Below are 22,798 nucleotides of genomic sequence, written 5' to 3'. Positions count from 1 at the left end.
GGTCCCTCAGTCTTCTCTCTTGATGTCGTAGGCCCGTTCGACCTTGGCGACAATGACTCGGTAATCTTCATACCACCGTTCGCGTCCGAGTCTCTGGGCCGCCGCATGGGAAACCACGGCTTTCCAGGCCAGAATGCTCGCTTCGTCCACCCAGTAGGAGTTGGTGATACCGAAGCCATCAGGCCCGCGCACGCTCTCCATGCCGAGATAACCCGGCTGCTGCTCGGCAAGCGCAACCATCGTGTCGGCCATCGCACCATAGCCGTGATCGCCGGCCGTGCGCTGGGAGGAGAAACAGACGACGTAATAGGGTGGTTTCGGAAGCTTTGCGATCTGGGAGACCATGCCAATGCCGCTCTGAGTGGGGGACGAGGATGGTAGACACGAAAAAAGGCGGAGCCGAAGCCCCGCCTTGATTTCCGTTTCCGGTAATCCAGCTGTTAACGCTTGGAGAACTGGAACGAACGACGGGCCTTGGCCTTGCCGTACTTCTTACGCTCGACAACGCGGCTGTCGCGGGTCAGGAAGCCACCCTTCTTCAGGACCGAGCGCAGGCCCGGTTCGAAGTAGGTGAGGGCCTTCGAGAGACCGTGACGAACTGCACCGGCCTGGCCGGAGAGGCCGCCGCCGTGAACGGTCGCGATGATGTCGAACTGGCCGTCACGGGCAGCTGCGACGATCGGCTGCTGCAGGATCATCTGCAGGACCGGACGGGCGAAGTAGGTGCGGAATTCGCGGCCGTTGATCGTGATCTTGCCGGTGCCCGGCTTGACCCAGACGCGGGCAACGGCGTTCTTGCGCTTGCCAGTGGCGTAGGAGCGACCCAGGGAGTCGACCTTGCGGACGTGAGCCGGAGCTGCGTCCTGTGCCGGGGCAAGGTCCTTCAGGGAAGAAAGATCGGCCATACTTAGGCGCTCCTTGTGTTCTTGCTGTTCAGCTTGGCGACGTCGAGAACGACGGGCTGCTGAGCTTCATGCGGATGGTTCGAGCCGGCATAGACGCGCAGGTTCTTCATCTGGCGACGGCCGAGCGGGCCGCGCGGGATCATGCGCTCGACAGCCTTCTCGAGAACGCGCTCCGGGAAGCGGCCTTCGATGATCTGGCGGGCAGTACGTTCCTTGATGCCACCCGGATAACCGGTGTGCCAGTAGTAGGTCTTGTCCGAATACTTCTTGCCGGTGAGAACAACCTTCTCGGCGTTGATCACGATGACATTGTCGCCATCATCAACGTGAGGGGTGTAGGTGGCCTTGTGCTTGCCACGAAGATGCGTGGCGATAATGGTGGCGAGGCGGCCGACAACGAGCCCTTCGGCATCGATGACGATCCACTTCTTCTCCACCTCTGCAGGCTTCTGAACGAAGGTAGACATTGAGGTCTCTTTCCGTGTGATCCTGGTTGACCCAAGAGGGCCAGCAGGCGTTTTTTGTTGCTTGATGCGTGCCGTCGCCGGCACAAATAAGAAAGCGGTCCCGAGGGGCCGCCGTCTTGCCGGGTGTATAATCCGGGGCAGGCGGAGCGTCAAGGCGGCCCTGGTGTAGGTGTCCTTGCAAGGGTCAAGCAAAATCAATGAGTTAGGTGTGTGGTATTATTTTACCGCAATCGCAACCGCCTGGTTTGCCTGGAATGGGCTCTGAGATCGTCAGTTTTCAGAATGCCAAAGGTGTCAATTCTGCCAACGATGGCCGGCGAAAAGGCGCAATATTGAGTCATTCTTGAAGGATTGCAGCAAAACATGAGTGCAACTCATGATGCTAATATTCGCATGAACATAATGAAAACATAAACCGAACGTAACGGCAGGCGCCCAAGATGGAGGTCAAATATGTCCCTGGAGCGTCGAATTTCTCTGATCACGCTCGGTGTTGCCGATGTCGGGCGCAGCACCGAATTCTATGAGCGGCTTGGTTGGAGCAGGTCGTCTGCGTCGAATGAAAACATCACATTCATTCAGCTCAAGGGCATCGTGCTCGGCCTCTTTTCCCGGAGCCATCTGGCGCAGGATGCCCAGGTTGAAAATACGCCGCCCGGCTTTTCCGGTGTCACGCTCGCCTACAACGTGCCGAGCGAAATCGGTGTCGATGCTGTGGTCAAGTTCGTCGTCTCCTGCGGCGCAACGCTGGTCAAGGCGCCGGAAAAGGTGTTCTGGGGCGGCTATTCCGGCTATGTTGCCGATCCCGACGGCCACCTCTGGGAAATCGCGCACAATCCGTTCTTCCCGTTGGACGAGCACGGGCACGTCGTGCTGCCGGAATGATGCACGGCATTTGAGTGGATGCGGAGCGCGACCGTTAACGGATTCAGCGTATAACAGGGTTGGGGAATATAGGACGGTTTGCTCAGCGGCCCGCGCGGCCAGGAGGAAGTCCATGAACCACGACACCTATCTCAACGATTATCTCGCCGAGATCCTCAAGAGTGCGCACAATGTCGCGGTGGTCGGCGCCTCGACCAACGACCACCGTCCAAGCCATTGGATATCAGGTTTTCTGCTCGGCAAGGGCTATCGGGTTTTTCCCGTCAACCCGGCCCATGCAGGGGGCACGATCCTTGGCCAGCGCGTATACGCCTCGCTGTCCGACATCCCGGAACCCATCGATCTCGTCGACGTGTTTCGCCGGTCCGATCAACTGGACCAGATCGTCGACGAGGTCCTGACTATGACCCCGCATCCGAAAGCCATCTGGTGCCAGCTTGGCGTCAGGGACGATGCCGCAGCAGCCCGGGCCGAAGCTGCCGGTATCAAGGTGGTGATGAACCGGGCCCTGGTTTCGGAATATCCGCTCGTCTACGAACTGACCCATGCGCCGCATCACGGCCCGGCCCACGCCGCCTAGTGAAACCGCTCAGAACCCGATGATCGGCTTGCCGAATCGTCCGGGCAGGGGATCGTAAGACTGGCAGTTGAGGACGGGGCAACGCGGCTCGTCCCGTGTCGGCACATAGGCCCGCTCGGCATATTCGTGGGGCGCACACAGCGCATTGCGTGTGACGTAGCGGTCGTAAAGCGTCATGCCGCGCACGCGTGTCGATGGATAGCGCAGGATCACGGCCCCCTCGTTGAGGACCCGCTGGCGCGCCTGATCGCAGGTCAGGCTTTGCGAATTGTAGCGTGAGATGGCGGCGGCCGGCGATGCCGCCCCGAGTGCGGCGACCATGATGACGATATGGTTCAGGCGCATGACGATCCTCCTTCGGCTGCATCTCAACGTCCGGCCCGTCTCACGGTTCCAGCCGTCGCCGTATCGTGACGGGATCCACGGCGGGGCCGATGGCCTTGTTGTCGAAGATCTCACACCCATCTAAGTCTCTGCAAGCTTTGACGAGATGCGAAGGAGAACCGGATGGCCGAACACACCCATTATTCCAACGAGTATCTGAAGGGCATTCTGACGGAGGTAAAGACCATCGCGCTCCTCGGAGCCTCTCCGAAGCCCGATCGTCCCAGTTTCGGCGTGATGCGGTATCTGATGTCGAAGGGTTATCGCGTCTTTCCCGTCAATCCCGGTCAGGCGGGAAAGGAGATTCTCGGCCAGATGGTCTATGCGACCATGGCCGATATCCCCGAAGCCATCGACATGATCGACGTGTTCCGCGCGCCGGAATATCTCGGCGAAGTCGTCTCCGAGGCGCTTGCTCTGCCGACGCGGCCTCAGGTCATCTGGGGACAGCTGACCGTGCGGGACGACGAGGCTGTCAAACCGGCCGAAGAGGCCGGCATCAAGGTGGTGATGAACCGCTGCCCGGCGATAGAGATGCCGCGATTGGGGCTTTGAGGCTCAGCGATCGAGCAGCACTTCAGGATTTGCCCTGAGCGCGTTCAGGCTCTCTGCATTGTTGCAGTAGTCGACAAACGCCTTGCCGATCGCACCGCTCTTCAGGTCGCGACGGCATTGGTCCTTCGACGCGCATTCGGCACAGGCGATCTGCATGCCGCGAAATGTCTGGCGCATCTGAAAGTCGACTTCGGCCGGATCGATGTTGAGCGCGCGCATGACCTCCGGCATTTCGTCGGCGGCATGCGGCCCCGCCTTGACGAGCGCCAGCAACTGATGCGGGCTCAAGCCACAGTCTTCGGCCAGTGCATTGATCTGTGTCTGGTCGAGTGTGGCCAGCATGTCGGCTTCGGTCGAGGATTCGAAACTTTGGGCAAACCAGGAGAGGATCTGCTGCATCGTGTGGCGCACGGGTTCGGTAAGGCTCAGGGTCATGACTACCTCCATCAAGGACACAGAGCATGCCACCAGACCAACGCGGCGCATTGACCTCGATCAAGGATGTTTATGCTCACCAGACCGTTGAGATTGGAATATTGCGGGCTGACAAGCGGCTGCGACTGACTATGATCCGCCGCAGTCCAGCTTAAGGGAGGATCTATCAGATGTCGGACACGAATCCGGGTTTTGCAACGCTTGCCGTCCACGCCGGCGCTCAGCCTGACCCCACCACCGGCGCGCGGATCACGCCGATCTACCAGACCACCGCCTTCGTCTTCAACGATTCGGACCATGCGGCGGCTCTCTTCGGCCTGAAGCAGTTCGGCAATATCTACACCCGCATCATGAACCCGACACAGGCCGTGCTCGAAGAGCGCGTCGCCGCCCTCGAGGGCGGTACCGCAGCACTCGCCGTCGCCTCGGGTCATGCGGCCCAGCTTCTCGTGTTCCACACGCTGATGCAGCCGGGCGACAATTTCGTCGCGGCCAAGAAGCTCTATGGCGGTTCGATCAACCAGTTCGGCCATGCCTTCAAGAATTTCGACTGGCACGTGCGCTGGGCCGATTCTGCCGATATAGCGAGCTTTGAGGCGCAGATTGATGACAGGACGAAGGCCGTCTACATCGAAAGCCTCGCCAATCCCGGCGGCACCTTCGTCGATATCGAGGCGATTGCCGAGGTCGCCCATCGTCACGGCCTGCCGCTGATCGTCGACAACACCATGGCAAGCCCCTACCTGATCCGCCCGCTGCAGCACGGCGCCGACATCATCGTCCACTCGGCCACCAAGTTCCTCGGCGGCCACGGCAATTCGATGGGTGGCGTCATCGTCGATGGCGGCACCTTCGATTGGTCGGCCAAGGAGGGCAAGTACCCGATGCTGTCAGCCCCGCGCCCGGAATACTCAGGCGTGGTCCTTCACCAGACCTTCGGCAATTTCGCCTTTGCCATCGCCTGCCGTGTCCTCGGCCTGCGTGACCTCGGCCCGGCAATTGCCCCGATGAACGCCTTCCTGCTTCTGACCGGCATTGAAACGCTGCCGCTGCGCATGCAGCGCCATTGCGACAATGCGATGAAGGTGGCGACCTGGTTGAAAAACCACCCGAAGATCGCCTGGGTCAACTATGCCGGCCTGCCGGATGATCCGAACAATGCCCTGCAGAAGCGCTACGCGCCAAAGGGCGCCGGTTCCGTCTTCACCTTCGGCATCAAGGGTGGTCTGGAGGCCGGCAAGGCGCTGGTCGGCGGTTTGCAGCTCTTCTCGCATCTGGCCAATATCGGCGACACGCGCTCGCTGATCATTCATCCGGCGTCGACTACCCACGCCCAGCTCTCCGAGGCGCAGCAGATCGCGGCCGGTGCCGGCCCCGACGTGGTGCGCCTGTCGATCGGCATCGAGGATCCGGCCGATATCATCGCCGATCTTGAACAGTCGCTGGCGAAAGTCTGAGATCATCAAGGTGGCGGCCGGAAGGCCGCCACCGTTCATCCGGGAGCCACCATGTCCGCTGTCCTAGCCTTCGAGCCTTCCACCATCACGCCGGAAGAGGGCGCGCCCGCGCCGGACCGCCTGATATCCGGTGATCCGCGCTTCACCACCTGGAATATCGAAGAGGCCGACGGCGGCCTCTATGCCGGCATCTGGCAGTCGACACCCGGCAAGTGGCGGATCCTCTACGACGAATGGGAGTATTTCCACATTCTCGAAGGCCACTCGGTCGTGACGGAGGATGGCGGCGAGCCGATCCATCTGAAGGCCGGCGACCGCCTGATCCTCAGACCCGGCTTCAAGGGAACCTGGGAAGTCCTTGAAACGACTCGCAAGGATTATGTCATCCGGGTCTAGCGAGTTTCCATTGCTCGAAGACACAGCGATTTTTGGCCGGCTAGGCAGCGCATGCCAAGCGCTCAGGCCCGCCTTGTCCAAACGCACGCCTGCGCCGCGATAGGCACACGCGCCTGATCGGATGCGCCGAGGATGGCCGACCCGGCGGAGGCCGGCCATCCTCTTCGCAATCAGCTGGCTTTCAGCCGGGCGGCCGCAGCTTCATGTTCGGCGGCCATGGCCGCATCCTCGGCGGAGACCTTCTGCACGCTTGCACGGTTGCCGATGCGTTCCATGTAAGCCTGGAAAGCCGGGCGGGCTTCGACCAGTCCGAACATTGTCGTCCACTGCAGTGCGACACCCCACAAAAGGTCCGCAGCCGTGAAACGCTCGCCGAGCAGGTAGGGCCCGGTCTTCAAGGTCTCCTCCAGCATGTCGATCAGCGACTCATAACTCGCATAGGGCGTCTCGTTCAGCGAACCCGGCTCGCGTTTCATGTAGCGATCGACGACAGCCGGCTCGAAGCAGCTCCCATAGATGAAGAGCCAGCGAAGATAAGCGCCACGGTCCGGATCGGTGAGAGCGGGGGCAAGGCCCGCCTCCGGGAAGAGATCGGCGAGGTAGAGATAGATGGCGCCCTGTTCGGTGACCAGCGTTTCGCCGACACGAACCGCAGGGACCTTCCCGAGCGGATTGATGGCGAGATAAGCCGGCTGCCGCTGTTCGCCGGCTTTCATGTTCAGCACATGCAGATGATAGGGGACCCCAAGCTCTTCCAGCAGAATGCGTGCGCCTGTCGCGCGGGTCTGTGGCGAATAATAGAGTGTAATTGATTGGTTCCGGGTCATGGATGTCTCCCTTTGAAATGATCTCGCCTCGAGGCGATGTAAGGAGAATGCGCCCGCATACCTGTCAGAATGTGTCAGGTTGATTTAGGATATTCGTCGAAGAAGGAGAATTTCCTGATGCGAGCAAGCCGCCTGATCAACATCCTGACCACCCTGCAGGCAAAGGGACTGGTGACGGCCGAGGTGCTTGCAGCGGAGAACGACGTCTCCGTTCGCACCATCTACCGCGATATCGACGCCCTCTCGCTTGCCGGGATCCCGGTCTACAGCGAGCGAGGATCGGATGGCGGCTACCGGCTTCTGGACGGCTACCGCGTTCGGCTGAACGGTCTGACGCCCGCCGAAGCCGAGGCCATGTTCCTGACGGGGATACCGGGTGCCGCAGCTGATCTCGGCCTCGGCTCGCTGATGGCTGGCGCCCAGAAGAAGCTGACGGCGGCCTTGCCCGAAGATCTGCGTGAGAACGCCAGGCGCATCCAGTCGAAATTCCATCTCGACGCGCCAGCCTGGCTGGCGGAAGGGGAGCAGCCTCTCCACCTCCAGGCCATCGCCGACGCGGTCTGGCATTCCAAGCGCATCCGGATGCGGTATCGATCCTGGAAAGCGGAAAAGAACCGCGTGGCAGAGCCGCTCGGCATCGTCATGAAGGGCGGCGCCTGGTACCTCGTTGCGCGCGTCGACGGGACACCCCGGACATACCGCATTTCCCGCGTGCTCGATCTGATCGTCACCGATGAGCGCTTCGAGTGGCCGAGGGACTTCGATCTTGCCGGCTATTGGGATGCAAACACGCGGCGCCTGGAGCTCGAGCTTTATCCGAACTGGGCCACCGTTCGCCTGTCACCCTGGGGGCTGAAGGAAATCGAGCACATGGCGCCGCCTTACGTCCGGGCCAATCTCCAGTTCATCGACGAGCCGGACGAGCAGGGCTGGCGCACTGTCCGCCTGCCGGTGGCGCAGGAGCGCATGGCCGTGTCCGAAATGCTGAAGCTGGCAACGGAGGCCGAGGTCGTCGACCCGCCGGAATTGCGGGCCGCCACGCGTCGAGCCGTCGAAACCCTGAGGGCGCGTTACGCTGACGCGACCGACCTCACCAGCTGAGGTCGAGGCGTTCCAGCCCATGGAAGTGATAGACATCCTTCACAACAGGCGTCTCGGCGATCTTCAGCCCCGGCAGACGTTTGAACAGCAGCGGCAGCACGATGTTGAGTTCGAGCCGTGCAAGCGGCGCGCCGATGCAGAAATGAATGCCCGCGCCGAAGGAGAGGTTGGCCCCTTCGTCGCGATCCGGCTTGAAGGTTAGCGGATCGGGGAACTTGTGCGGATCGAGATTGGCCGCCGCGAGAATGAGGCTCACCTTGTCGCCGCGCTGGAACGGCACACCGTCGATCTCGCAGGGCTCCAGACACCAGCGCTGGAAGATATGCACCGGCGCGCAGATCCGCAGCGTCTCCTCGACGGTCCTCTCCGTTGCCTTGTCGTCGGTAAACAGCGTTGCCGGATCAATGTCGCTTTCGAGGATGACCCGAACCGAATTGCCGATCTGGTGCACGGTCGCCTCGTGTCCGGCATTCAGGAGCACGATCGTCGTCGAGATCAGCTCGTCCTCGGTGAGGAACTGGCCTTTGTGCTCTGTATGGATCATGTGGCTGAGCAGATCGTCGCGAGGCGCTGCCCGCCGCTCGGCGATGACCTGCCGCACATAGTCGGCGAACTCCTTGGCGGATCGATCGGCAGCCTCTTCGTCGGCGCGGTTCCGCTTGAACATGTACATGCCGACATAGTCGTGGCTCCATTTGAGGAGCTGTGGTCCCATCTGCTCGGGGATGCCGATCATCCGGGCGATCATCGTGACGGGGATGATATCGGCAAATGTCGACAGAAGCTCCGTCTTGCCGTCCTTCTCGAAACTGTCGATCAGCCGGTTCGCCAGCGCCTCGATCTCCGGCGTCATCTTTTCGACGTGACGCGAAACGAAGGCCCGGTTGACGAGCGTGCGCAGGCGCGTGTGCTCTGGCGGTTCGATTTCGAGCAGTGAGTGCTCCTCTGCCTTGTCGAAATGCCGCGTATGAGCGGCAGGCTCGGGCATGCCCAGTTCCTCGCGCGTTGCGATGTGCAGGATCTGACGGCCGAAACGCCGGTCGCGCAGCAGCGCATTCACATGGTCATAGCCGGTAAAGAACCACTGCCTCTGCTCTTCCCAGTAAAAGGTGGGACAGCTGGCATGCAAGGCCGCATAGGCGCGGTTCGGATCGCTGTAGAAGGCTGGATCGCGAGCGTCGAGGGAGACGCGGCGCGTGGCCGGGTCGATGGAGAGGAAGGAAAGGTCGGTCATGGCACCCTGTTTATGCAATGATATTGGTTGCGCAAGAGCGCGCGCCGAGATTCAGTCGTCGAGCGATGTGGCAACGGCGGCGATGCGCTTGAGGATCGCCACCTGACGGTCCACGCGCCCGTCGACATCGCGATCGGCTTTGCCGGACCCGGTCGGTGGTACGGTCATGATCCGCGAGCCTGATTTGACCGAGGTCCGATTGCGGCCCCGCTCTTTCGAGGCATAGAGGGCGGCATCCGCATCGGTCATCAACTGATCGAGCGCCGCACGAGAGAGCGGGCTAACCGCGATACCGACGCTCGTTGTGATGCGCAGATCCTGCGCCTGGGTCGAGATCACCCGTTCGGCAAGTGCAAGCCTGACAGTCTCCGCAAACAGCGCCGCATCCCGAGGCTCCGAAATGGCGAGAACCGCCGCGAATTCCTCGCCGCCGGTCCGGGCAAAGGCTGCCCTCTGGGGCAGCAGCGATCGGCACAGGTTTGAAAACTCCTGCAGCACCATATCGCCGACCTGATGGCCGTGATCGTCGTTCACCTGCTTGAAGTGGTCCAGGTCGAAGATCAACAGACCGATGCCGGGCAAGGGGGCGGCGTCCTGCAGTCGCTGATAAGCTTCCGTGAAGCCGCGACGATTGAGCACGCCGGTCAGGGGATCGGTGCGCACCAGGGCTTGCAGCCGCTCCTCGGATCGATCCATCAGCATCTTGGCCAGGATGATGATCGCCGTGATGAAGCCGATCAGGGCAACCGTTCCCATCCAGAGGCCGATGATGTCTGCCTGAAAATTGCGCGGCTTGTCGAAGAGGACGAAGACGCAGAAGCTGATCGAGGACAGAGCCTGGATGCTCCAGACGACGGCAAGCATCTGGCGATAGCGCGGGGAACTGAAGCTGGCCCTCATGATGAGAAAGGCCAGAAACATAAATCCCACGGTGGCGCCAAGGTTGTGGGTTGCGACCCGCAGGTAAAAGGTGTCGCGCACCTCCGGCACGAGATTGCAGCCGATCCAGACCAGCGGCGGAAGCCAGGCAAGAAGAGGCGGCTGTCTCCGGTCGAGTGCCGAAATTGCCCCGGCCCAGCAACCGAAGGCAAGCAGCGAGGTGACATTGGCGACGTGGATGGACACGAAATCCGGAATGTCTCCGCGCCCGCCCACCAGCCCCAGGCCGGTCGCGTGCGCGGCAAAACCGATGCCGAACCAGAGGAAATGCCGCTGCTCGCGCCCATGCAGCCAAATGGCGATGAGGAGAATCGCGAGCGTGCCCGCCTGGATCACCCAGAGCAGAAACCCCGTCTTCACGTCGATCACGATCAATATCCCAAAAATTCACGTCTGGATCGAATTGCCCCACAATGGCCCAGCCGGGTTAAGCACTTCCTACGGAAATTTGGCAGATTGCAGCAAAGCCGCGCGATTCCCTGGCCACGCGATGACAGAATTTTCACCATGTTAGGGCATTCTTGTGTATCGCTCTTCAGACGAGGGCCCGGCATTGGCATGGGTGAGAAAAACCCGTTAGGTCGAGGCTGTTCGTCCGGAGGCAGGCATTAAGGATATCCCTTGCACGCGTCTTGAATGTCAGGGTGCGGACACTCTATGTAGGGGTTGACAGATTTTACGTGATTCCCGGCACCGGACGTTGCGGGGAGAGGCTGAAAAAGGACCGATATGAGAAATCCCGTTGATACCGCTCTCGCTCTGGTGCCGATGGTCGTCGAGCAGACCAATCGTGGCGAGCGCTCCTACGATATCTTCTCCCGACTGCTGAAGGAGCGGATCATCTTCCTGACGGGCCCGGTCGAGGACACCATGGCCTCGCTGGTCTGCGCCCAGCTTCTCTTCCTCGAAGCCGAGAACCCGAAGAAGGAAATCGCCATCTACATCAATTCGCCGGGTGGCGTCGTCACCTCCGGCATGGCGATCTACGACACCATGCAGTTCATCCGTCCGGCCGTGTCGACGCTGTGCATCGGCCAGGCAGCCTCGATGGGGTCGCTGCTGCTGGCGGCCGGCGAAAAGGGCATGCGTTTTGCCACCCCGAACGCCCGCATCATGGTCCACCAGCCCTCGGGCGGCTTCCAGGGCCAGGCATCCGACATCGAGCGCCATGCTCGTGACATTATTAAGATGAAGCGTCGTTTGAACGAGGTCTATGTCAAGCACACGGGCCGCACTTACGACGAAGTGGAAAACACGCTGGACCGCGACCACTTCATGGAATCGAGCGAAGCCAAGGAATGGGGTCTGATCGACCGTATCCTGACCTCGCGCGCCGAAATGGAAGGTGCAGCACCATCGGCTTGATGGCACCCGGCCGGTGCGGCGCCAATGCGGCGCCGCAGTATGTGAAGGCGCCGGGGGTTTAAAGTCGCTGCGAAAGCGCTAATAGTATGGATTAAGGCTATGTTGATCGTTTCTGACATAGTCTGCCGAGACCGGGAGTTTTCGTTGCCGCCGATCTGCCCTCAGTGGATCGGCTAGTAGCTCCGGATCGGAAGAGGTTTCAGCCAAAGGCGGCGGCTGAAGCCGGACAGTGAGAGTGATCGCCCTGCCGCAACCAGGCGGTGGCGCGGCGTGCTGGAAGGATAAAGACATGAGCAAGGTCAGCGGAAGCAACGGCGGTGACTCCAAGAATACCCTTTATTGTTCCTTCTGCGGCAAGAGCCAGCACGAGGTCCGCAAGCTGATTGCCGGACCGACGGTGTTCATCTGTGATGAATGCGTCGAACTCTGCATGGATATCATCCGCGAAGAGAACAAGTCTTCGATGGTCAAGTCCCGTGATGGCGTTCCCACGCCGCAGGACATCATCAAGATCCTCGACGAATACGTGATCGGCCAGAAGCAGGCCAAGAAGATCCTTTCGGTCGCGGTGCACAACCATTACAAGCGCCTCTCGCACGCCTCCAAGGGCGGCGATGTGGAGTTGGCCAAGTCGAACATCCTGCTCGTCGGCCCGACCGGCTGCGGCAAGACCTATCTTGCCCAGACGCTCGCCCGAATCATCGATGTGCCCTTCACCATGGCCGATGCCACGACGCTGACCGAAGCCGGTTACGTCGGTGAAGATGTCGAGAACATCATTCTGAAGCTCTTGCAGGCTGCCGATTACAACGTGGAACGCGCCCAGCGCGGCATCGTCTATATCGACGAAGTCGACAAGATCTCACGCAAGTCGGACAACCCTTCGATCACCCGCGACGTATCGGGCGAGGGCGTCCAGCAGGCACTGCTGAAGATCATGGAAGGCACGGTTGCCTCGGTACCGCCGCAGGGTGGCCGCAAGCATCCGCAGCAGGAATTCCTGCAGGTCGACACGACGAACATCCTGTTCATCTGCGGCGGTGCCTTTGCCGGCCTCGACAAGATCATCTCTGCCCGTGGCGAGAAGACCTCGATCGGCTTCGGCGCGACGGTGACGTCTCCGGAAGATCGCCGCGTCGGCGAAGTCCTGCGCGAACTGGAGCCGGAAGATCTCGTCAAGTTCGGCCTCATCCCGGAATTCATCGGTCGTCTGCCGGTTCTGGCAACGCTCGAAGACCTGGATGAAGACGCCCTGATCCAGATTCTCTCGGAACCGAAGAACGCGCTCGTCAAGCAGTACCAGCGCCTGTTCGAGATGGAAGACGTCGAGCTGTCCTTCCACGAGGATGCCCTGCGTGAAATCGCCCGCAAGGCGATCACCCGCAAGACCGGTGCCCGCGGCCTGCGCTCGATCATGGAAAAGATCCTGCTCGACACGATGTTCGAACTGCCGGAACTCGATGGCGTTCGCGAAGTCGTCATCTCCGACGACGTCGTCAACGGCAATTCCCGCCCGCTCTACATCTATGCGGACAGGCAGGAAGAAAAAGCCAACGCTTCGGCCTGATCTCGACACCCATAGACTGCAAAGAGCCCGCCTTTGGCGGGCTCTTTCGTTTTGCGGCCATCCCCAGTGAACTTCGGCTAATTTACTGTGTCTGCTGTTGTCTCTGCGGGGGATTGGGGTAGAACAGGAGGGGTGACATGCCGCCTGGATTCTGTTGCGTATCCGTATCTGCGTATCGTCTTTCCTGCCATGCGAGAGCCGTGAGGGTCTATTTCGCCTCGTGCGCCGCGCATGCCTCGCTTCAGGTCCGCACTCTAGGATGCGGGCGGGGAAAGAGCGTCATCTGACCGTCACAGTTTCGCGACGGACCGGCCAGGCAGGCTTGAATTGAGGATATCGCCACTCCACTTGTTGGGGGAGCAAGAACATGGCCGATGCCTTTGGGTCGGTCATCTGGTCCCGGCAGCCCGGGACGTTGGAAAGGAATTGAAATGACGAATACGTCAGCGACAAACGAGGTGAACACCTATCCGGTGCTTCCTCTGCGCGACATCGTGGTGTTCCCGCACATGATTGTCCCCTTGTTTGTGGGCCGCGAGAAATCCATCCGCGCTCTTGAAGAGGTGATGGGCTCGGACAAGCAGATCATGCTGGCCACGCAGATCAATGCGAGCGATGATGATCCGGCCGCGACCGCCATTTACGAAGTCGGTACCGTTGCCAATGTGCTGCAGCTCCTGAAGCTGCCGGACGGCACCGTGAAGGTCCTGATCGAAGGCCGCGCCCGCGCCAAGATCGAAGGCTATACGGGCCGCGAAGATTACTACGAAGCGACCGCTCGCATTCTCGCCGAGCCGGATGAAGACGCCGTCGAGATCGAGGCGCTGTCCCGCTCCGTGGTTTCGGAATTCGAAAACTACGTCAAGCTGAACAAGAAGATCTCTCCCGAGGTCGTCGGCGCCGCGAGCCAGATCGAGGATTACTCGAAGCTGGCGGATACGGTTGCCTCGCACCTCTCGATCAAGATCACCGAAAAGCAGGAAATGCTGGAAACGGTGAGCGTGAAGACGCGTCTCGAAAAGGCGCTCGGCTTCATGGAAGGCGAGATCTCGGTTCTCCAGGTCGAAAAGCGCATCCGCTCGCGCGTCAAGCGCCAGATGGAGAAGACCCAGCGCGAGTACTACCTCAACGAACAGATGAAGGCGATCCAGAAGGAACTCGGCGACGGCGAAGACGGCCGTGACGAGATGGCCGAACTGGAAGAGCGCATCGCCAAGACCAAGCTTTCCAAGGAAGCCAAGGAAAAGGCCGATGCCGAGCTGAAGAAGCTGCGCCACATGAGCCCGATGTCGGCGGAAGCCACCGTCGTGCGCAACTATCTCGACTGGTTGCTCGGTCTGCCCTGGAACAAGAAGTCCAAGGTCAAGATCGACCTCAACGCCGCCGAGAAGATCCTCGACGAGGACCATTTCGGCCTCGACAAGGTCAAGGAGCGCATCGTCGAGTATCTGGCGGTCCAGGCCCGTGCGACCAAGATCAAGGGGCCGATCCTGTGCCTCGTCGGACCTCCGGGCGTCGGCAAGACCTCGCTCGCCAAGTCGATCGCCAAGGCGACCGGCCGCGAATACGTGCGCATGGCGCTCGGTGGCGTTCGTGACGAAGCCGAGATCCGCGGTCACCGCCGCACCTATATCGGCTCGATGCCCGGCAAGATCGTGCAGTCGATGAAGAAGGCCAAGAAGTCCAACCCGCTCTTCCTGCTCGATGAGATCGACAAGATGGGCATGGACTTCCGGGGTGATCCGTCTTCGGCTCTGCTTGAGGTGCTGGATCCCGAACAGAACTCCACCTTCATGGACCACTATCTCGAAGTGGAATATGACCTGTCGAACGTCATGTTCGTGACGACCGCGAATACGCTGAACATCCCGGGTCCTTTGATGGACCGCATGGAGATCATCCGCATCGCCGGTTACACGGAAGACGAAAAGCTGGAGATCGCCAAGCGGCACCTGCTGCCGAAGTCGATCAAGGAACATGCCCTGCGTCCGGAAGAGTTTTCCGTGACGGATGGTGCGATCCTGACGATCATTCAGCAATACACCCGCGAAGCCGGTGTTCGTTCCTTCGAGCGCGAGCTGATGAAGCTCGCCCGCAAGGCCGTGACCGAAATCATCAAGGGTAAGGTCAAGTCGGTGGCCGTCACGGCCGAGAACATCAACGACTATCTCGGCGTCCCGCGCTTCCGCCACGGCGAAGCAGAAGGCGAAGACCAGGTCGGTGTTGTCACGGGTCTCGCCTGGACGGAGGTCGGCGGCGAACTGCTGACGATCGAAGGCGTCATGATGCCCGGCAAGGGCCGCATGACGGTGACGGGCAACCTGAAGGAAGTGATGAAGGAGTCGATTTCGGCTGCAGCATCCTACGTCCGCTCGCGCGCTGTCGATTTCGGCGTCGAGCCGCCCCGCTTCGACAAGTCGGACATCCATGTTCACGTGCCGGAAGGCGCAACCCCGAAGGACGGTCCGTCTGCCGGTATCGCCATGGCAACCGCCATCGTCTCCATCATGACCGGTATCCCGGTTTCGAAGGATATCGCGATGACCGGCGAAGTGACCTTGCGTGGTCGCGTCCTGCCGATCGGTGGCCTCAAGGAAAAGCTGCTTGCAGCACTCCGTGGCGGCATCAAGAAGGTTCTCATCCCGGAAGAGAACGCCAAGGACCTAGCGGACATTCCGGACAATGTGAAGAACAACATGGAGATCGTTCCGGTGTCGCGTATGGGTGAGGTTATCCGCCACGCCCTGATCCGCGTCCCCGAGCCGATCGAGTGGGACGGAACGGTTGAAACACCCGCGATCGGCACCGTCGAGACCACCGACGAAACCGGCGCGACCGTCGCTCATTGATGCCATTTTGCCATGGTTGAGCCATAAAGCTCCAAATCCGCGAAAAAGGCTGGCAATTTTGCCAGCCTTTTTTGTGAAAACACGCTTAAACGGCTTGTTTTCCGGGCCTTTCGGGTGCTTTTGAGTTGCGAAGGGCAGAAGCATTCGTATTCTCCGCCCGACTTAATCTTTTGAGTCGTTTCATACCAATCAGAAAGGGTGGAAACATGAACAAGAACGAACTCGTATCCGCGGTCGCCGAGAAGGCTGGCCTCACCAAGGCTGACGCAGCCTCTGCCGTTGATGCCGTTTTTGAAACGGTCCAGGCCGAGCTGAAGAACGGCGGCGACATTCGTCTCGCTGGCTTCGGCGCCTTCACCGTCGCCCGTCGCGAAGCCTCCAAGGGCCGCAACCCGTCCACCGGCGCTGAAGTCGATATCCCGGCTCGCAACGTTCCGAAGTTCACGGCCGGCAAGGGCCTGAAGGACGCTGTTAACAGCTGATCCGTCATGACCGTCGCCACCCTACGGCGCGATGGTCAGCTGACGCCTATGAAGCCCGGCCTCGTGCCGGGCTTTTTTGTTGCCTTGCACCGCATGAGAACCTGTCTTATCTCTGTCGTGCCGGATGTTCCGGCATTCGTTCTCAGGGCGGGGTGCAATTCCCCACCGGCGGTAAGGGGGAAACCTCAAGCCCGCGAGCGCCTGCCCATCTCCCGGTAACGGGAAGGGGAGGGTCAGCAGATCCGGTGTGATTCCGGAGCCGACGGTTATAGTCCGGATGAAAGAGAATGAGGTCAGGTGGTGATGCCAGAACCGGGCGACCGGTGAGGCGTCCCTGCTGCGTTTCGCTTCCCGTCAGGGGAGGGGTTCCGTCGTCCTCGTCTGTCCTGGTTTGTGTTGGTCCTTTTGGAAAAAGGAAAAATGACATGAATCAGAGCTCCGTGTCGCTCTTGCGTTCCCGCGCCGTCCTTGGTGCAGGTTTCATGGTTCTTGCGGGCATTGCCTTTGCCGCGCTCAATGTCGTGACCCAGTGGCTGGCCATGACGCTTCACTTCCCGCCGGCCTCGACCGCCTTCTGGCAATATGGCTTTGCCCTCGTCCTCTCGCTGCCGCTGCTCTTCCGCCTTGGCTTCAAGGCCATGAAGACCGCTTATCCTGTTCGCCACATCCTGCGCGTGGTGCTGGCAGCCTTCGGTGTCCAGGCCTGGGTGACGGGCCTTGCCACCGTGCCAATCTGGCAGGCGATCGCACTGGTCATGACCTCGCCTTTCTTCATCATCATCGGCGCCCGTCTCTTCCTCGGCGAAACGGTCGGTCGCGACCGCTGGCTGGCGACGCTGGCGGGCTTCACCGGCGCCATGATCATCCTGCAGCCCTGGTCGGACACCTTCACTCTCGCCGCACTCCTCCCTGTGCTTTCCGCGCTGCTCTGGGGCGGCTCTTCGCTGATCATGAAGAACCTCACCCATTACGAGGCGCCGGAGACGGTGACCGTCTGGCTGCTCGTGCTTCTGACGCCGATCAATTTCGGGCTTGCTGCCGCCTCGGGCTTCGTCGTTCCAGAGGGGCTGGCGCTCTGGCTCCTCCTCGCGGCGGGTTTGCTCACGGCGGTTGGCCAGTACCTGCTGACGCTTGCCTACAACGCCGCGGATGCGGCTTACGTCCAGCCATTCGACGACCTGAAGCTGCCGCTCAATGTCTTTGCCGGCTGGCTGGTCTTCGGTTACGCGCCGAGCGGTTATCTCTGGCTCGGCGCCGTGCTGATCCTCGGCGCGTCACTCTTCCTCATGCTTCGGGAAGCCCGTCGCGAAACAAGCCAAGGGTGATTTAGTCGCCTGTCATGCGCCTGTAATCCGAGTGACGCAAAAGCCTCCTGTTCCATTCTTCGGCAACAGGAGGTTTTCCATGACATCAGGTCTTACTCGCGCGGCTCTGACCGCCGCACTTCTGGCCTCGGTCACCATGCCGGCGGCAGCCGAGCAGGTCTTCAACCGCATCGCCGCCTTCCCGGTCGCGACCAATCTTCCGGCCGACAAGGACAAGCTCGCGGCGACGTCAGCCGAGATCGTTACGGCCACGGAAGACGGCAACATGCTGATCTATTCCGACAGCCCGCTCGGTGCGATCGGTTTTGTTGACATCACCGACGCCAAGGCCCCGAAGGCAGCCGGCGCCCTGATGATGGGCGGTGAGCCGACGTCTGTTGCCGTTGCCGGATCGAAGGTTCTCGCTGGCGTCAATACCTCCGAGAGCAAGGCCAATCCGTCCGGCAAGCTTGTCGTCGTCGACATCGCCACCAAGGCCATTGAATCGAGCTGTGACCTCGGCGGCCAGCCGGACTCGGTTGCTGTCTCCAACGACAAGAGCTTTGTCGCCGTGGCCATCGAGAATGAGCGCGACGAGGACGTCAATGATGGTGACCTGCCGCAGATGCCGGCCGGCGATCTCGTCATCGCATCGCTGAAGGACGGCATCGTCGATTGCGCCTCGATCAAGCACGTTGCCCTGACCGGCCTGGCCGAGATCGCCCCTGAAGATCCGGAACCGGAATTCGTCTCAATCAACAGCCTCGGCGAGATAGCCGTCACGCTGCAGGAAAACAACCACATCGCCATCGTCGACGGCAAGACCGGCGAAGTGAAGGCCCACTTCTCCGCCGGCAAGGTGGATCTGGCCGGTATCGACACCAAGTCGGACGGCGCGCTGAAGTTCACCGGCAGCAAGGAAGGCGTTCTTCGCGAGCCGGATGCCGTGAAGTGGCTGGATGACAACCGTATTGTCATCGCCAACGAGGGCGACTGGAAGGGGGGCTCGCGCAGCTTCACCATCTTCGACAAGACCGGCAAGGAACTTTACGAATCCGGTCCGTCGCTCGAACTCGCCATCGCCCAGATCGGCCATTTCCCCGACAAGCGCGCCAAGTCCAAGGGCGTTGAACTCGAAGGCCTGGAAACCGCAACCTTCGGCGATCAGAAGTATTTCTTCGTGCTCTCCGAGCGTGGCTCGATCGCCGCCGTCTACAAGGATACCGGTGCCGATCCGGAACTCGTCCAGCTGCTGCCGTCCGGCATTTCGCCGGAAGGCGCGGTCGCCATCCCTGGCCGCAACCTGCTCGCGACCGCCAACGAACTCGATCTCGGCGAAGACGGCGGCGTGCGCTCGCATGTGATGCTCTATGAACTGGCGGACGGCACGCCCGCTTATCCGATGCTCCGCTCCGAGATCGTCGACGGCGCACCGATCGGCTGGGGTGCGCTTTCGGGTCTCGTCGGCGATGCCGAAAAGGCAGGCACCCTCTACGCCGTCAATGACAGCTTCTATTCGGCCCAGCCGACGATCTTCACGATCGACGCCAGCCAAAAGCCGGCGGTCATCACCAAGGCCCTGCCAATTCTGCGCGGCGGCCAGCCGGCCCAGAAGCTCGACATCGAAGGCATCACGCTGGACGGCAAGGGCGGCTTCTGGCTGGCCTCCGAAGGCGATGCCGCCAAGCTCGTCGGTCACGGCATCTACAATGTCGACGACAAGGGTGAGATCAAGGGCGAGATCGGTTTCCCGACCGAACTGCTTGCTGGCCAGACCCGCTTCGGCCTCGAAGGCATCACCAGCGTCGGCACCGGCGACGACATGACGCTGTGGATGGCCGTGCAGCGCGAATGGGGCGATGACGACAAGGGCCTCGTCAAGCTCCTGTCCTACAATCCGAAGTCCAAGGAATGGGGCGCTGTCCACTATCCGCTGGAAAAGGCTGGTGAAGGCTGGGTCGGTCTCTCCGAAATCACCGCCCATGACGGCAAGCTCTACATCGTCGAGCGCGACAATCAGGTTGGCGACAATGCCAAGCTGAAGAAGCTCTATTCGGTCGATATCGCTGATCTGAAGCCCGCCAAGATTGGCGAAGCGCTGCCTGTCGTCACCAAGCAGGAAGTCCACGACTTCCTGCCCGACCTGAAGGCTGCGACCAATGGCTATGTCGTCGACAAGCTCGAAGGTTTTGCCTTCGACGCTAGCGGCAAGGCTTTCGCCGTCACCGACAACGACGGCGTCGATGACTCCTCGGGCGAAACCTTGTTCTGGGAAGTAAACCTGCAGGGCACCAACTGATCGTCAGTTCATAGCTTTCAACGAAAGAGGCCGGGTGATCGCTCACCCGGCCTCTTTTCGTTTGAGACTGTTTCTCCGTGCCGCTTACCAGCGGTGATGCACATGCGGCGCGATCAGCCGGTCATAGGTGTCCTTGGCAGCTGCCATCACATCGGCCGAGATCGCGGGAAGATCGGAGGCGGCGGCATTCGCCTTGGCCTGCTCGCCATTGCGGGCGCCGGGGATCACCACGGTGACTGCCTCATGCATCAGGATCCAGCGCAGCGCAAACTGCGCCATGGAAGCGCCCGCCGGCACCAGCTTGCGGATCTCCTCGACGGCAGCAAGCCCCGTCTCGAACGGCACGCCCGCGAATGTCTCACCGACGTCGAAAGCCTCGCCATTGCGGTTGAAGTTGCGGTGGTCTTCGGCGGCAAACTGCGTGGCAGCCGTGATCTTGCCGGAGAGCAGGCCGCTTGCCAGCGGCACGCGCGCGATGACGGCGACGTTACGGCGCTTGGCTTCCTGGAAGAACAGGCCGGCCGCGCGCTGGCGGAACATGTTGAAGATGATCTGGACCGAGACGACACCCGGATATTCGATCGCCTTCAGCGCTTCCTCGACCTTTTCCACCGACACACCGTAATGCTTGATCTTGCCGGCCTTGCGGATCTCTTCCAGCCCTTCGAACATCTCCGGACGGTAGTAGACCTCCGTCGGCGGGCAGTGCAGCTGGACGAGGTCGAGCGTCTCGACGCCTAGGTTCTGCTGCGACCGGTCGATGAAGGCCTCGATATTCGCCTTGGTATAACCATCCGCCACATGCGGATTGAGCCGGCGGCCGGCCTTCGAAGCGACCATCGGACGTTTGCCACCGCGTGCCTTCAAGACCTCCGCGATGATCTTCTCCGAGCGTCCATCGCCGTAAACGTCCGCCGTGTCGATGAACGTCATGCCCGCGTCCAGCGCGGCATTCAGCGCCGCCCGGCCGTCGGCTTCGGACACCTCGCCCCAGGAACCGCCGATCTGCCAGGCACCAAAGCCGATATCGCTGACGGTGAAGTCCGTGCGGCCGAAGGAATGCTGTCTCATGTAATGGTCTCTCCCATGTTGTCGCTGTGAGCTAGCAAGTGGGGCAGGGGGTGGCAAGCTTCAGCAGCGGCTTTGTGATCCGATCGGCGGTGCCGCGCGAAGTGGAGAGGAGAAACCGGACGAAGCCTCGATGCCGAAGATGATCCGCAAGGGTGACCTGCCCACCAAGACCTGCCCCGTCTGCAATCGGCCCTTTGCCTGGCGCCGGAAGTGGGAACGGGATTGGGATCGGGTGGTCTATTGCTCCGACCGCTGCCGTCGGAGTGGAAAACCTTCGACGAATGCCGCCTCCTGACCACGGTGCTTGCCCTTGAGGCCGGCGCCGAACCGCAGAGACGAACGGAACCATGCATGACAAATCATGACGAACCGGCCAATGGCCGCCTCGCGCTCTACGCCCTGCCAGCTTTGCCACTGGCGGCCATCGCGCTGCCTTTCTATATCGTCGTGCCAACCTTCTACGCGGACAACTTTGGCATTTCGCTTGCCGCAATCGGCGCGCTGCTGCTGGCGATCCGGATGATTGATGCTGTGACCGACCCGATCTTCGGCTGGCTCTCCGACCGGGTGCGCTCGCGCTTCGGAAGGCGCCGGTTCTTCTTCGCGATCTCGACGCCACTGACCGCACTCTCCGCCTTCATGCTGTTCTGGCCGCCCGCCGACGCTGGCATCGTCTATCTCGGCCTCTGGGGCGTGGCTCTCTCGATCGGCGCCACCTGGTCGCTGCTTCCTTACACGGCCTGGGGGGCGGAACTCGCGACCGGTTACCAGGCGCGGGTGCGGCTTTCCGGCTGGCGTGAAAGCGCGACGTTGGTCGGCTCTCTGCTCGCAATCACGCTGCCCTTCCTTGGCGGCCTCGACAGCGCCACCGGATTCCATGGCCTCGCCTGGCTGGCGGTTTTCATCGCGATTGCGCTGCCGCTGGCGGCCGCCATCTCCGTCACCACGGTGCCGGAACCCACTGACCTGTCGACGCGCCGGCTGTCGCTGAAGGAAGGTGCCATGCACCTGCGTCGCAACGGCCCTTTTTTACGCCTCGCTTCGGCCTTCCTGCTGAACAGCTTTGCCAATGCGGTGCCGGCCTCGCTCTTCATCTATTTCGTTGGCCAGCGATTGGGTGCGCCAGAACTGCAAGGCCCTTTGCTATTTACCTATTTTCTGTGCGCCATCGCCGGGGTGCCTCTGTCTGTTGCCATTGCCAGGCGGCTCGGCAAACATCGCGCCTGGTGCCTGGCCATGCTCGCCGCCTGTGCCATTTTCTCGGTCGCCGGTTTCCTGGGGGAGGGGGACGTGATCCCCTTTGCGGTGGTCTGTGTCACCACCGGCCTGCTGCTCGGCTTCGATCTCACTCTGCCGCCGGCGATCCAGGCGGATGTCATCGACAACGATACCTTCGCGTCGGGTGAGCAGCGCTCCGGTCTCTATTTTGCCGCCTGGAGCTTCATCACCAAATTTTCCGTGGCGCTTTCGGCCGGCGTGGTCTTCCCGCTGCTGGGTCTTGCCGGCTTTATCGGAGATCAAGCGGCAACGCAGACGCCGACAGCGCTCTCGACCCTCGGCGCCCTCTACGCGTTCCTGCCCATCCTGCCCAAACTCGCGGCCATTGCGATCATGTGGAACTTCTCTCTCGATGAAGCCGCACACACACAGTTGCGCAAGAGCATGAGAGCGTCAGCGGACAAGCCTTAATTCATCA

General features: G+C 61.2%; 23 protein-coding genes and 1 riboswitch. Of the genes, 14 read left to right on the top strand and 9 right to left on the bottom strand.

Annotated elements, in window-relative coordinates; genetic code table 11:
* Window positions 1-6: 6 nt before the first annotated feature.
* From DMY87_RS20065 to rplM, 3 genes are all read right to left on the bottom strand, one after another.
* A complete protein-coding gene (locus DMY87_RS20065; protein ID WP_110793404.1) occupies window positions 7-345 on the bottom strand; it encodes an antibiotic biosynthesis monooxygenase family protein in 339 nt (112 codons plus the stop codon).
* Between the two features lie 95 nt (window positions 346-440).
* On the bottom strand, window positions 441-905 hold the full coding sequence (rpsI, locus tag DMY87_RS20060) for a 30S ribosomal protein S9 (RefSeq protein WP_062274696.1): 465 nt from the start codon (window positions 903-905) through the stop codon (window positions 441-443).
* A 2-nt stretch (window positions 906-907) separates the two neighbouring features.
* Window positions 908-1,372, bottom strand: coding sequence for a 50S ribosomal protein L13 (gene rplM, locus DMY87_RS20055; protein WP_110793403.1), 465 nt, complete (start codon window positions 1,370-1,372; stop codon window positions 908-910).
* Between the two features lie 453 nt (window positions 1,373-1,825).
* On the opposite strand from rplM, the gene DMY87_RS20050 reads away from it, so the two are divergent.
* Both DMY87_RS20050 and DMY87_RS20045 read left to right on the top strand, forming a co-directional pair.
* Window positions 1,826-2,257 carry a VOC family protein gene (locus DMY87_RS20050; RefSeq protein WP_110793402.1) on the top strand — a complete coding sequence of 144 codons (432 nt, stop codon included), beginning with the start codon at window positions 1,826-1,828 and terminating at the stop codon, window positions 2,255-2,257.
* A 112-nt stretch (window positions 2,258-2,369) separates the two neighbouring features.
* Window positions 2,370-2,837 (top strand): CoA-binding protein, encoded by a 468-nt coding sequence (locus DMY87_RS20045; RefSeq protein ID WP_110793401.1) that lies wholly within the window; start codon window positions 2,370-2,372, stop codon window positions 2,835-2,837.
* A 9-nt stretch (window positions 2,838-2,846) separates the two neighbouring features.
* Here DMY87_RS20045 and DMY87_RS20040 read toward each other — a convergent pair whose 3' ends face one another.
* Window positions 2,847-3,182, bottom strand: a complete 336-nt coding sequence (locus DMY87_RS20040; RefSeq protein WP_110793400.1) for a hypothetical protein — start codon at window positions 3,180-3,182, stop codon at window positions 2,847-2,849.
* Window positions 3,183-3,344: 162 nt separating this feature from the next.
* On the opposite strand from DMY87_RS20040, the gene DMY87_RS20035 reads away from it, so the two are divergent.
* Window positions 3,345-3,776: a CoA-binding protein gene (locus tag DMY87_RS20035; protein ID WP_110793399.1), complete on the top strand. Its 432-nt coding sequence runs from the start codon at window positions 3,345-3,347 to the stop codon at window positions 3,774-3,776.
* A gap of 3 nt (window positions 3,777-3,779) precedes the next feature.
* Here DMY87_RS20035 and DMY87_RS20030 read toward each other — a convergent pair whose 3' ends face one another.
* On the bottom strand, window positions 3,780-4,211 hold the full coding sequence (locus DMY87_RS20030) for a DUF6455 family protein (protein WP_110793398.1): 432 nt from the start codon (window positions 4,209-4,211) through the stop codon (window positions 3,780-3,782).
* A 170-nt stretch (window positions 4,212-4,381) separates the two neighbouring features.
* Between DMY87_RS20030 and DMY87_RS20025 the strand changes: the two genes are divergently transcribed.
* Together DMY87_RS20025 and DMY87_RS20020 are read left to right on the top strand one after the other, a co-directional pair.
* Window positions 4,382-5,668, top strand: coding sequence for an O-acetylhomoserine aminocarboxypropyltransferase (locus DMY87_RS20025; RefSeq protein WP_110793397.1), 1,287 nt, complete (start codon window positions 4,382-4,384; stop codon window positions 5,666-5,668).
* Between the two features lie 51 nt (window positions 5,669-5,719).
* A complete protein-coding gene (locus tag DMY87_RS20020) occupies window positions 5,720-6,064 on the top strand; it encodes a cupin domain-containing protein (protein ID WP_110793396.1) in 345 nt (114 codons plus the stop codon).
* Window positions 6,065-6,234: 170 nt separating this feature from the next.
* Here DMY87_RS20020 and DMY87_RS20015 read toward each other — a convergent pair whose 3' ends face one another.
* Window positions 6,235-6,891 carry a glutathione S-transferase family protein gene (locus DMY87_RS20015; RefSeq protein WP_110793395.1) on the bottom strand — a complete coding sequence of 219 codons (657 nt, stop codon included), beginning with the start codon at window positions 6,889-6,891 and terminating at the stop codon, window positions 6,235-6,237.
* Window positions 6,892-7,008: 117 nt separating this feature from the next.
* Between DMY87_RS20015 and DMY87_RS20010 the strand changes: the two genes are divergently transcribed.
* Window positions 7,009-7,992, top strand: a complete 984-nt coding sequence (locus tag DMY87_RS20010) for a helix-turn-helix transcriptional regulator (RefSeq protein ID WP_110793394.1) — start codon at window positions 7,009-7,011, stop codon at window positions 7,990-7,992.
* On the opposite strand, the gene DMY87_RS20005 is transcribed toward DMY87_RS20010, so the two are convergent.
* Window positions 7,982-9,226, bottom strand: a complete 1,245-nt coding sequence (locus DMY87_RS20005) for a cytochrome P450 (RefSeq protein WP_110793393.1) — start codon at window positions 9,224-9,226, stop codon at window positions 7,982-7,984. The two genes, DMY87_RS20010 and DMY87_RS20005, sit on opposite strands and share 11 nt — an antisense overlap.
* A gap of 51 nt (window positions 9,227-9,277) precedes the next feature.
* A complete protein-coding gene (locus DMY87_RS20000; protein ID WP_110793582.1) occupies window positions 9,278-10,534 on the bottom strand; it encodes a GGDEF domain-containing protein in 1,257 nt (418 codons plus the stop codon).
* Between the two features lie 360 nt (window positions 10,535-10,894).
* Here DMY87_RS20000 and DMY87_RS19995 point away from each other — a divergent pair, with 360 nt between their 5' ends.
* From DMY87_RS19995 to DMY87_RS19970, 6 genes are all read left to right on the top strand, one after another.
* Complete coding sequence (locus DMY87_RS19995) at window positions 10,895-11,530, top strand: ATP-dependent Clp protease proteolytic subunit (protein WP_110793392.1); 636 nt, start codon at window positions 10,895-10,897, stop codon at window positions 11,528-11,530.
* 289 nt (window positions 11,531-11,819) lie between these two features.
* Window positions 11,820-13,097 (top strand): ATP-dependent Clp protease ATP-binding subunit ClpX, encoded by a 1,278-nt coding sequence (gene clpX, locus DMY87_RS19990; protein WP_110793391.1) that lies wholly within the window; start codon window positions 11,820-11,822, stop codon window positions 13,095-13,097.
* Between the two features lie 431 nt (window positions 13,098-13,528).
* On the top strand, window positions 13,529-15,946 hold the full coding sequence (gene lon / locus DMY87_RS19985) for an endopeptidase La (RefSeq protein WP_110793390.1): 2,418 nt from the start codon (window positions 13,529-13,531) through the stop codon (window positions 15,944-15,946).
* 206 nt (window positions 15,947-16,152) lie between these two features.
* Complete coding sequence (hupB, locus tag DMY87_RS19980) at window positions 16,153-16,428, top strand: DNA-binding protein HupB (RefSeq protein WP_006727558.1); 276 nt, start codon at window positions 16,153-16,155, stop codon at window positions 16,426-16,428.
* Between the two features lie 134 nt (window positions 16,429-16,562).
* Window positions 16,563-16,721: riboswitch (FMN riboswitch) on the top strand.
* A gap of 132 nt (window positions 16,722-16,853) precedes the next feature.
* Entirely contained in the window at window positions 16,854-17,753 is a 900-nt protein-coding gene (locus DMY87_RS19975) for a DMT family transporter (RefSeq protein WP_110793389.1), read from the top strand.
* A 79-nt stretch (window positions 17,754-17,832) separates the two neighbouring features.
* A complete protein-coding gene (locus tag DMY87_RS19970) occupies window positions 17,833-20,031 on the top strand; it encodes an esterase-like activity of phytase family protein (protein ID WP_110793388.1) in 2,199 nt (732 codons plus the stop codon).
* A gap of 84 nt (window positions 20,032-20,115) precedes the next feature.
* Here the strand turns inward: DMY87_RS19970 and DMY87_RS19965 are convergent, their stop codons facing one another.
* The gene (locus DMY87_RS19965; protein ID WP_110793387.1) at window positions 20,116-21,102 is read right to left on the bottom strand and encodes an aldo/keto reductase; all 987 of its coding nucleotides are present in this window, start codon (window positions 21,100-21,102) and stop codon (window positions 20,116-20,118) included.
* Window positions 21,103-21,232: 130 nt separating this feature from the next.
* On the opposite strand from DMY87_RS19965, the gene DMY87_RS19960 reads away from it, so the two are divergent.
* Both DMY87_RS19960 and DMY87_RS19955 read left to right on the top strand, forming a co-directional pair.
* A complete protein-coding gene (locus tag DMY87_RS19960) occupies window positions 21,233-21,397 on the top strand; it encodes a DUF2256 domain-containing protein (RefSeq protein WP_110793386.1) in 165 nt (54 codons plus the stop codon).
* Window positions 21,398-21,453: 56 nt separating this feature from the next.
* Window positions 21,454-22,791, top strand: a complete 1,338-nt coding sequence (locus tag DMY87_RS19955) for an MFS transporter (RefSeq protein WP_110793385.1) — start codon at window positions 21,454-21,456, stop codon at window positions 22,789-22,791.
* Window positions 22,792-22,798 lie beyond the last annotated feature (7 nt).

This window comes from Peteryoungia wuzhouensis (assembly GCF_003205195.1).
In the GTDB taxonomy this organism is placed as follows: Bacteria; Pseudomonadota; Alphaproteobacteria; order Rhizobiales; family Rhizobiaceae; genus Allorhizobium; species Allorhizobium wuzhouense.
Note: the sequence above shows the minus strand (reverse complement) of the source record. Positions and strands in the feature narration are given on the sequence as shown.

Excerpts from the sequence above, each read along its gene's own strand:
- DMY87_RS20020 (WP_110793396.1), top strand. The coding sequence starts at position 5,720 with ATGTCCGCTGTCCTAGCCTTCGAGCCTTCCACCATCACGCCGGAAGAG.
- DMY87_RS19965 (WP_110793387.1), bottom strand. The coding sequence starts at position 21,102 with ATGAGACAGCATTCCTTCGGCCGCACGGACTTCACCGTCAGCGATATC.
- DMY87_RS20010 (WP_110793394.1), top strand. The coding sequence starts at position 7,009 with ATGCGAGCAAGCCGCCTGATCAACATCCTGACCACCCTGCAGGCAAAG.
- DMY87_RS19960 (WP_110793386.1), top strand. The coding sequence starts at position 21,233 with ATGCCGAAGATGATCCGCAAGGGTGACCTGCCCACCAAGACCTGCCCC.
- DMY87_RS19975 (WP_110793389.1), top strand. The coding sequence starts at position 16,854 with ATGAATCAGAGCTCCGTGTCGCTCTTGCGTTCCCGCGCCGTCCTTGGT.
- hupB (WP_006727558.1), top strand. The coding sequence starts at position 16,153 with ATGAACAAGAACGAACTCGTATCCGCGGTCGCCGAGAAGGCTGGCCTC.
- DMY87_RS20015 (WP_110793395.1), bottom strand. The coding sequence starts at position 6,891 with ATGACCCGGAACCAATCAATTACACTCTATTATTCGCCACAGACCCGC.
- DMY87_RS20030 (WP_110793398.1), bottom strand. The coding sequence starts at position 4,211 with ATGACCCTGAGCCTTACCGAACCCGTGCGCCACACGATGCAGCAGATC.
- rpsI (WP_062274696.1), bottom strand. The coding sequence starts at position 905 with ATGGCCGATCTTTCTTCCCTGAAGGACCTTGCCCCGGCACAGGACGCA.
- DMY87_RS19995 (WP_110793392.1), top strand. The coding sequence starts at position 10,895 with ATGAGAAATCCCGTTGATACCGCTCTCGCTCTGGTGCCGATGGTCGTC.
- DMY87_RS20025 (WP_110793397.1), top strand. The coding sequence starts at position 4,382 with ATGTCGGACACGAATCCGGGTTTTGCAACGCTTGCCGTCCACGCCGGC.
- DMY87_RS20050 (WP_110793402.1), top strand. The coding sequence starts at position 1,826 with ATGTCCCTGGAGCGTCGAATTTCTCTGATCACGCTCGGTGTTGCCGAT.
- DMY87_RS19955 (WP_110793385.1), top strand. The coding sequence starts at position 21,454 with ATGACAAATCATGACGAACCGGCCAATGGCCGCCTCGCGCTCTACGCC.
- clpX (WP_110793391.1), top strand. The coding sequence starts at position 11,820 with ATGAGCAAGGTCAGCGGAAGCAACGGCGGTGACTCCAAGAATACCCTT.
- DMY87_RS20040 (WP_110793400.1), bottom strand. The coding sequence starts at position 3,182 with ATGCGCCTGAACCATATCGTCATCATGGTCGCCGCACTCGGGGCGGCA.
- DMY87_RS20065 (WP_110793404.1), bottom strand. The coding sequence starts at position 345 with ATGGTCTCCCAGATCGCAAAGCTTCCGAAACCACCCTATTACGTCGTC.
- DMY87_RS19970 (WP_110793388.1), top strand. The coding sequence starts at position 17,833 with ATGACATCAGGTCTTACTCGCGCGGCTCTGACCGCCGCACTTCTGGCC.
- DMY87_RS20035 (WP_110793399.1), top strand. The coding sequence starts at position 3,345 with ATGGCCGAACACACCCATTATTCCAACGAGTATCTGAAGGGCATTCTG.
- lon (WP_110793390.1), top strand. The coding sequence starts at position 13,529 with ATGACGAATACGTCAGCGACAAACGAGGTGAACACCTATCCGGTGCTT.
- DMY87_RS20005 (WP_110793393.1), bottom strand. The coding sequence starts at position 9,226 with ATGACCGACCTTTCCTTCCTCTCCATCGACCCGGCCACGCGCCGCGTC.
- DMY87_RS20045 (WP_110793401.1), top strand. The coding sequence starts at position 2,370 with ATGAACCACGACACCTATCTCAACGATTATCTCGCCGAGATCCTCAAG.
- rplM (WP_110793403.1), bottom strand. The coding sequence starts at position 1,372 with ATGTCTACCTTCGTTCAGAAGCCTGCAGAGGTGGAGAAGAAGTGGATC.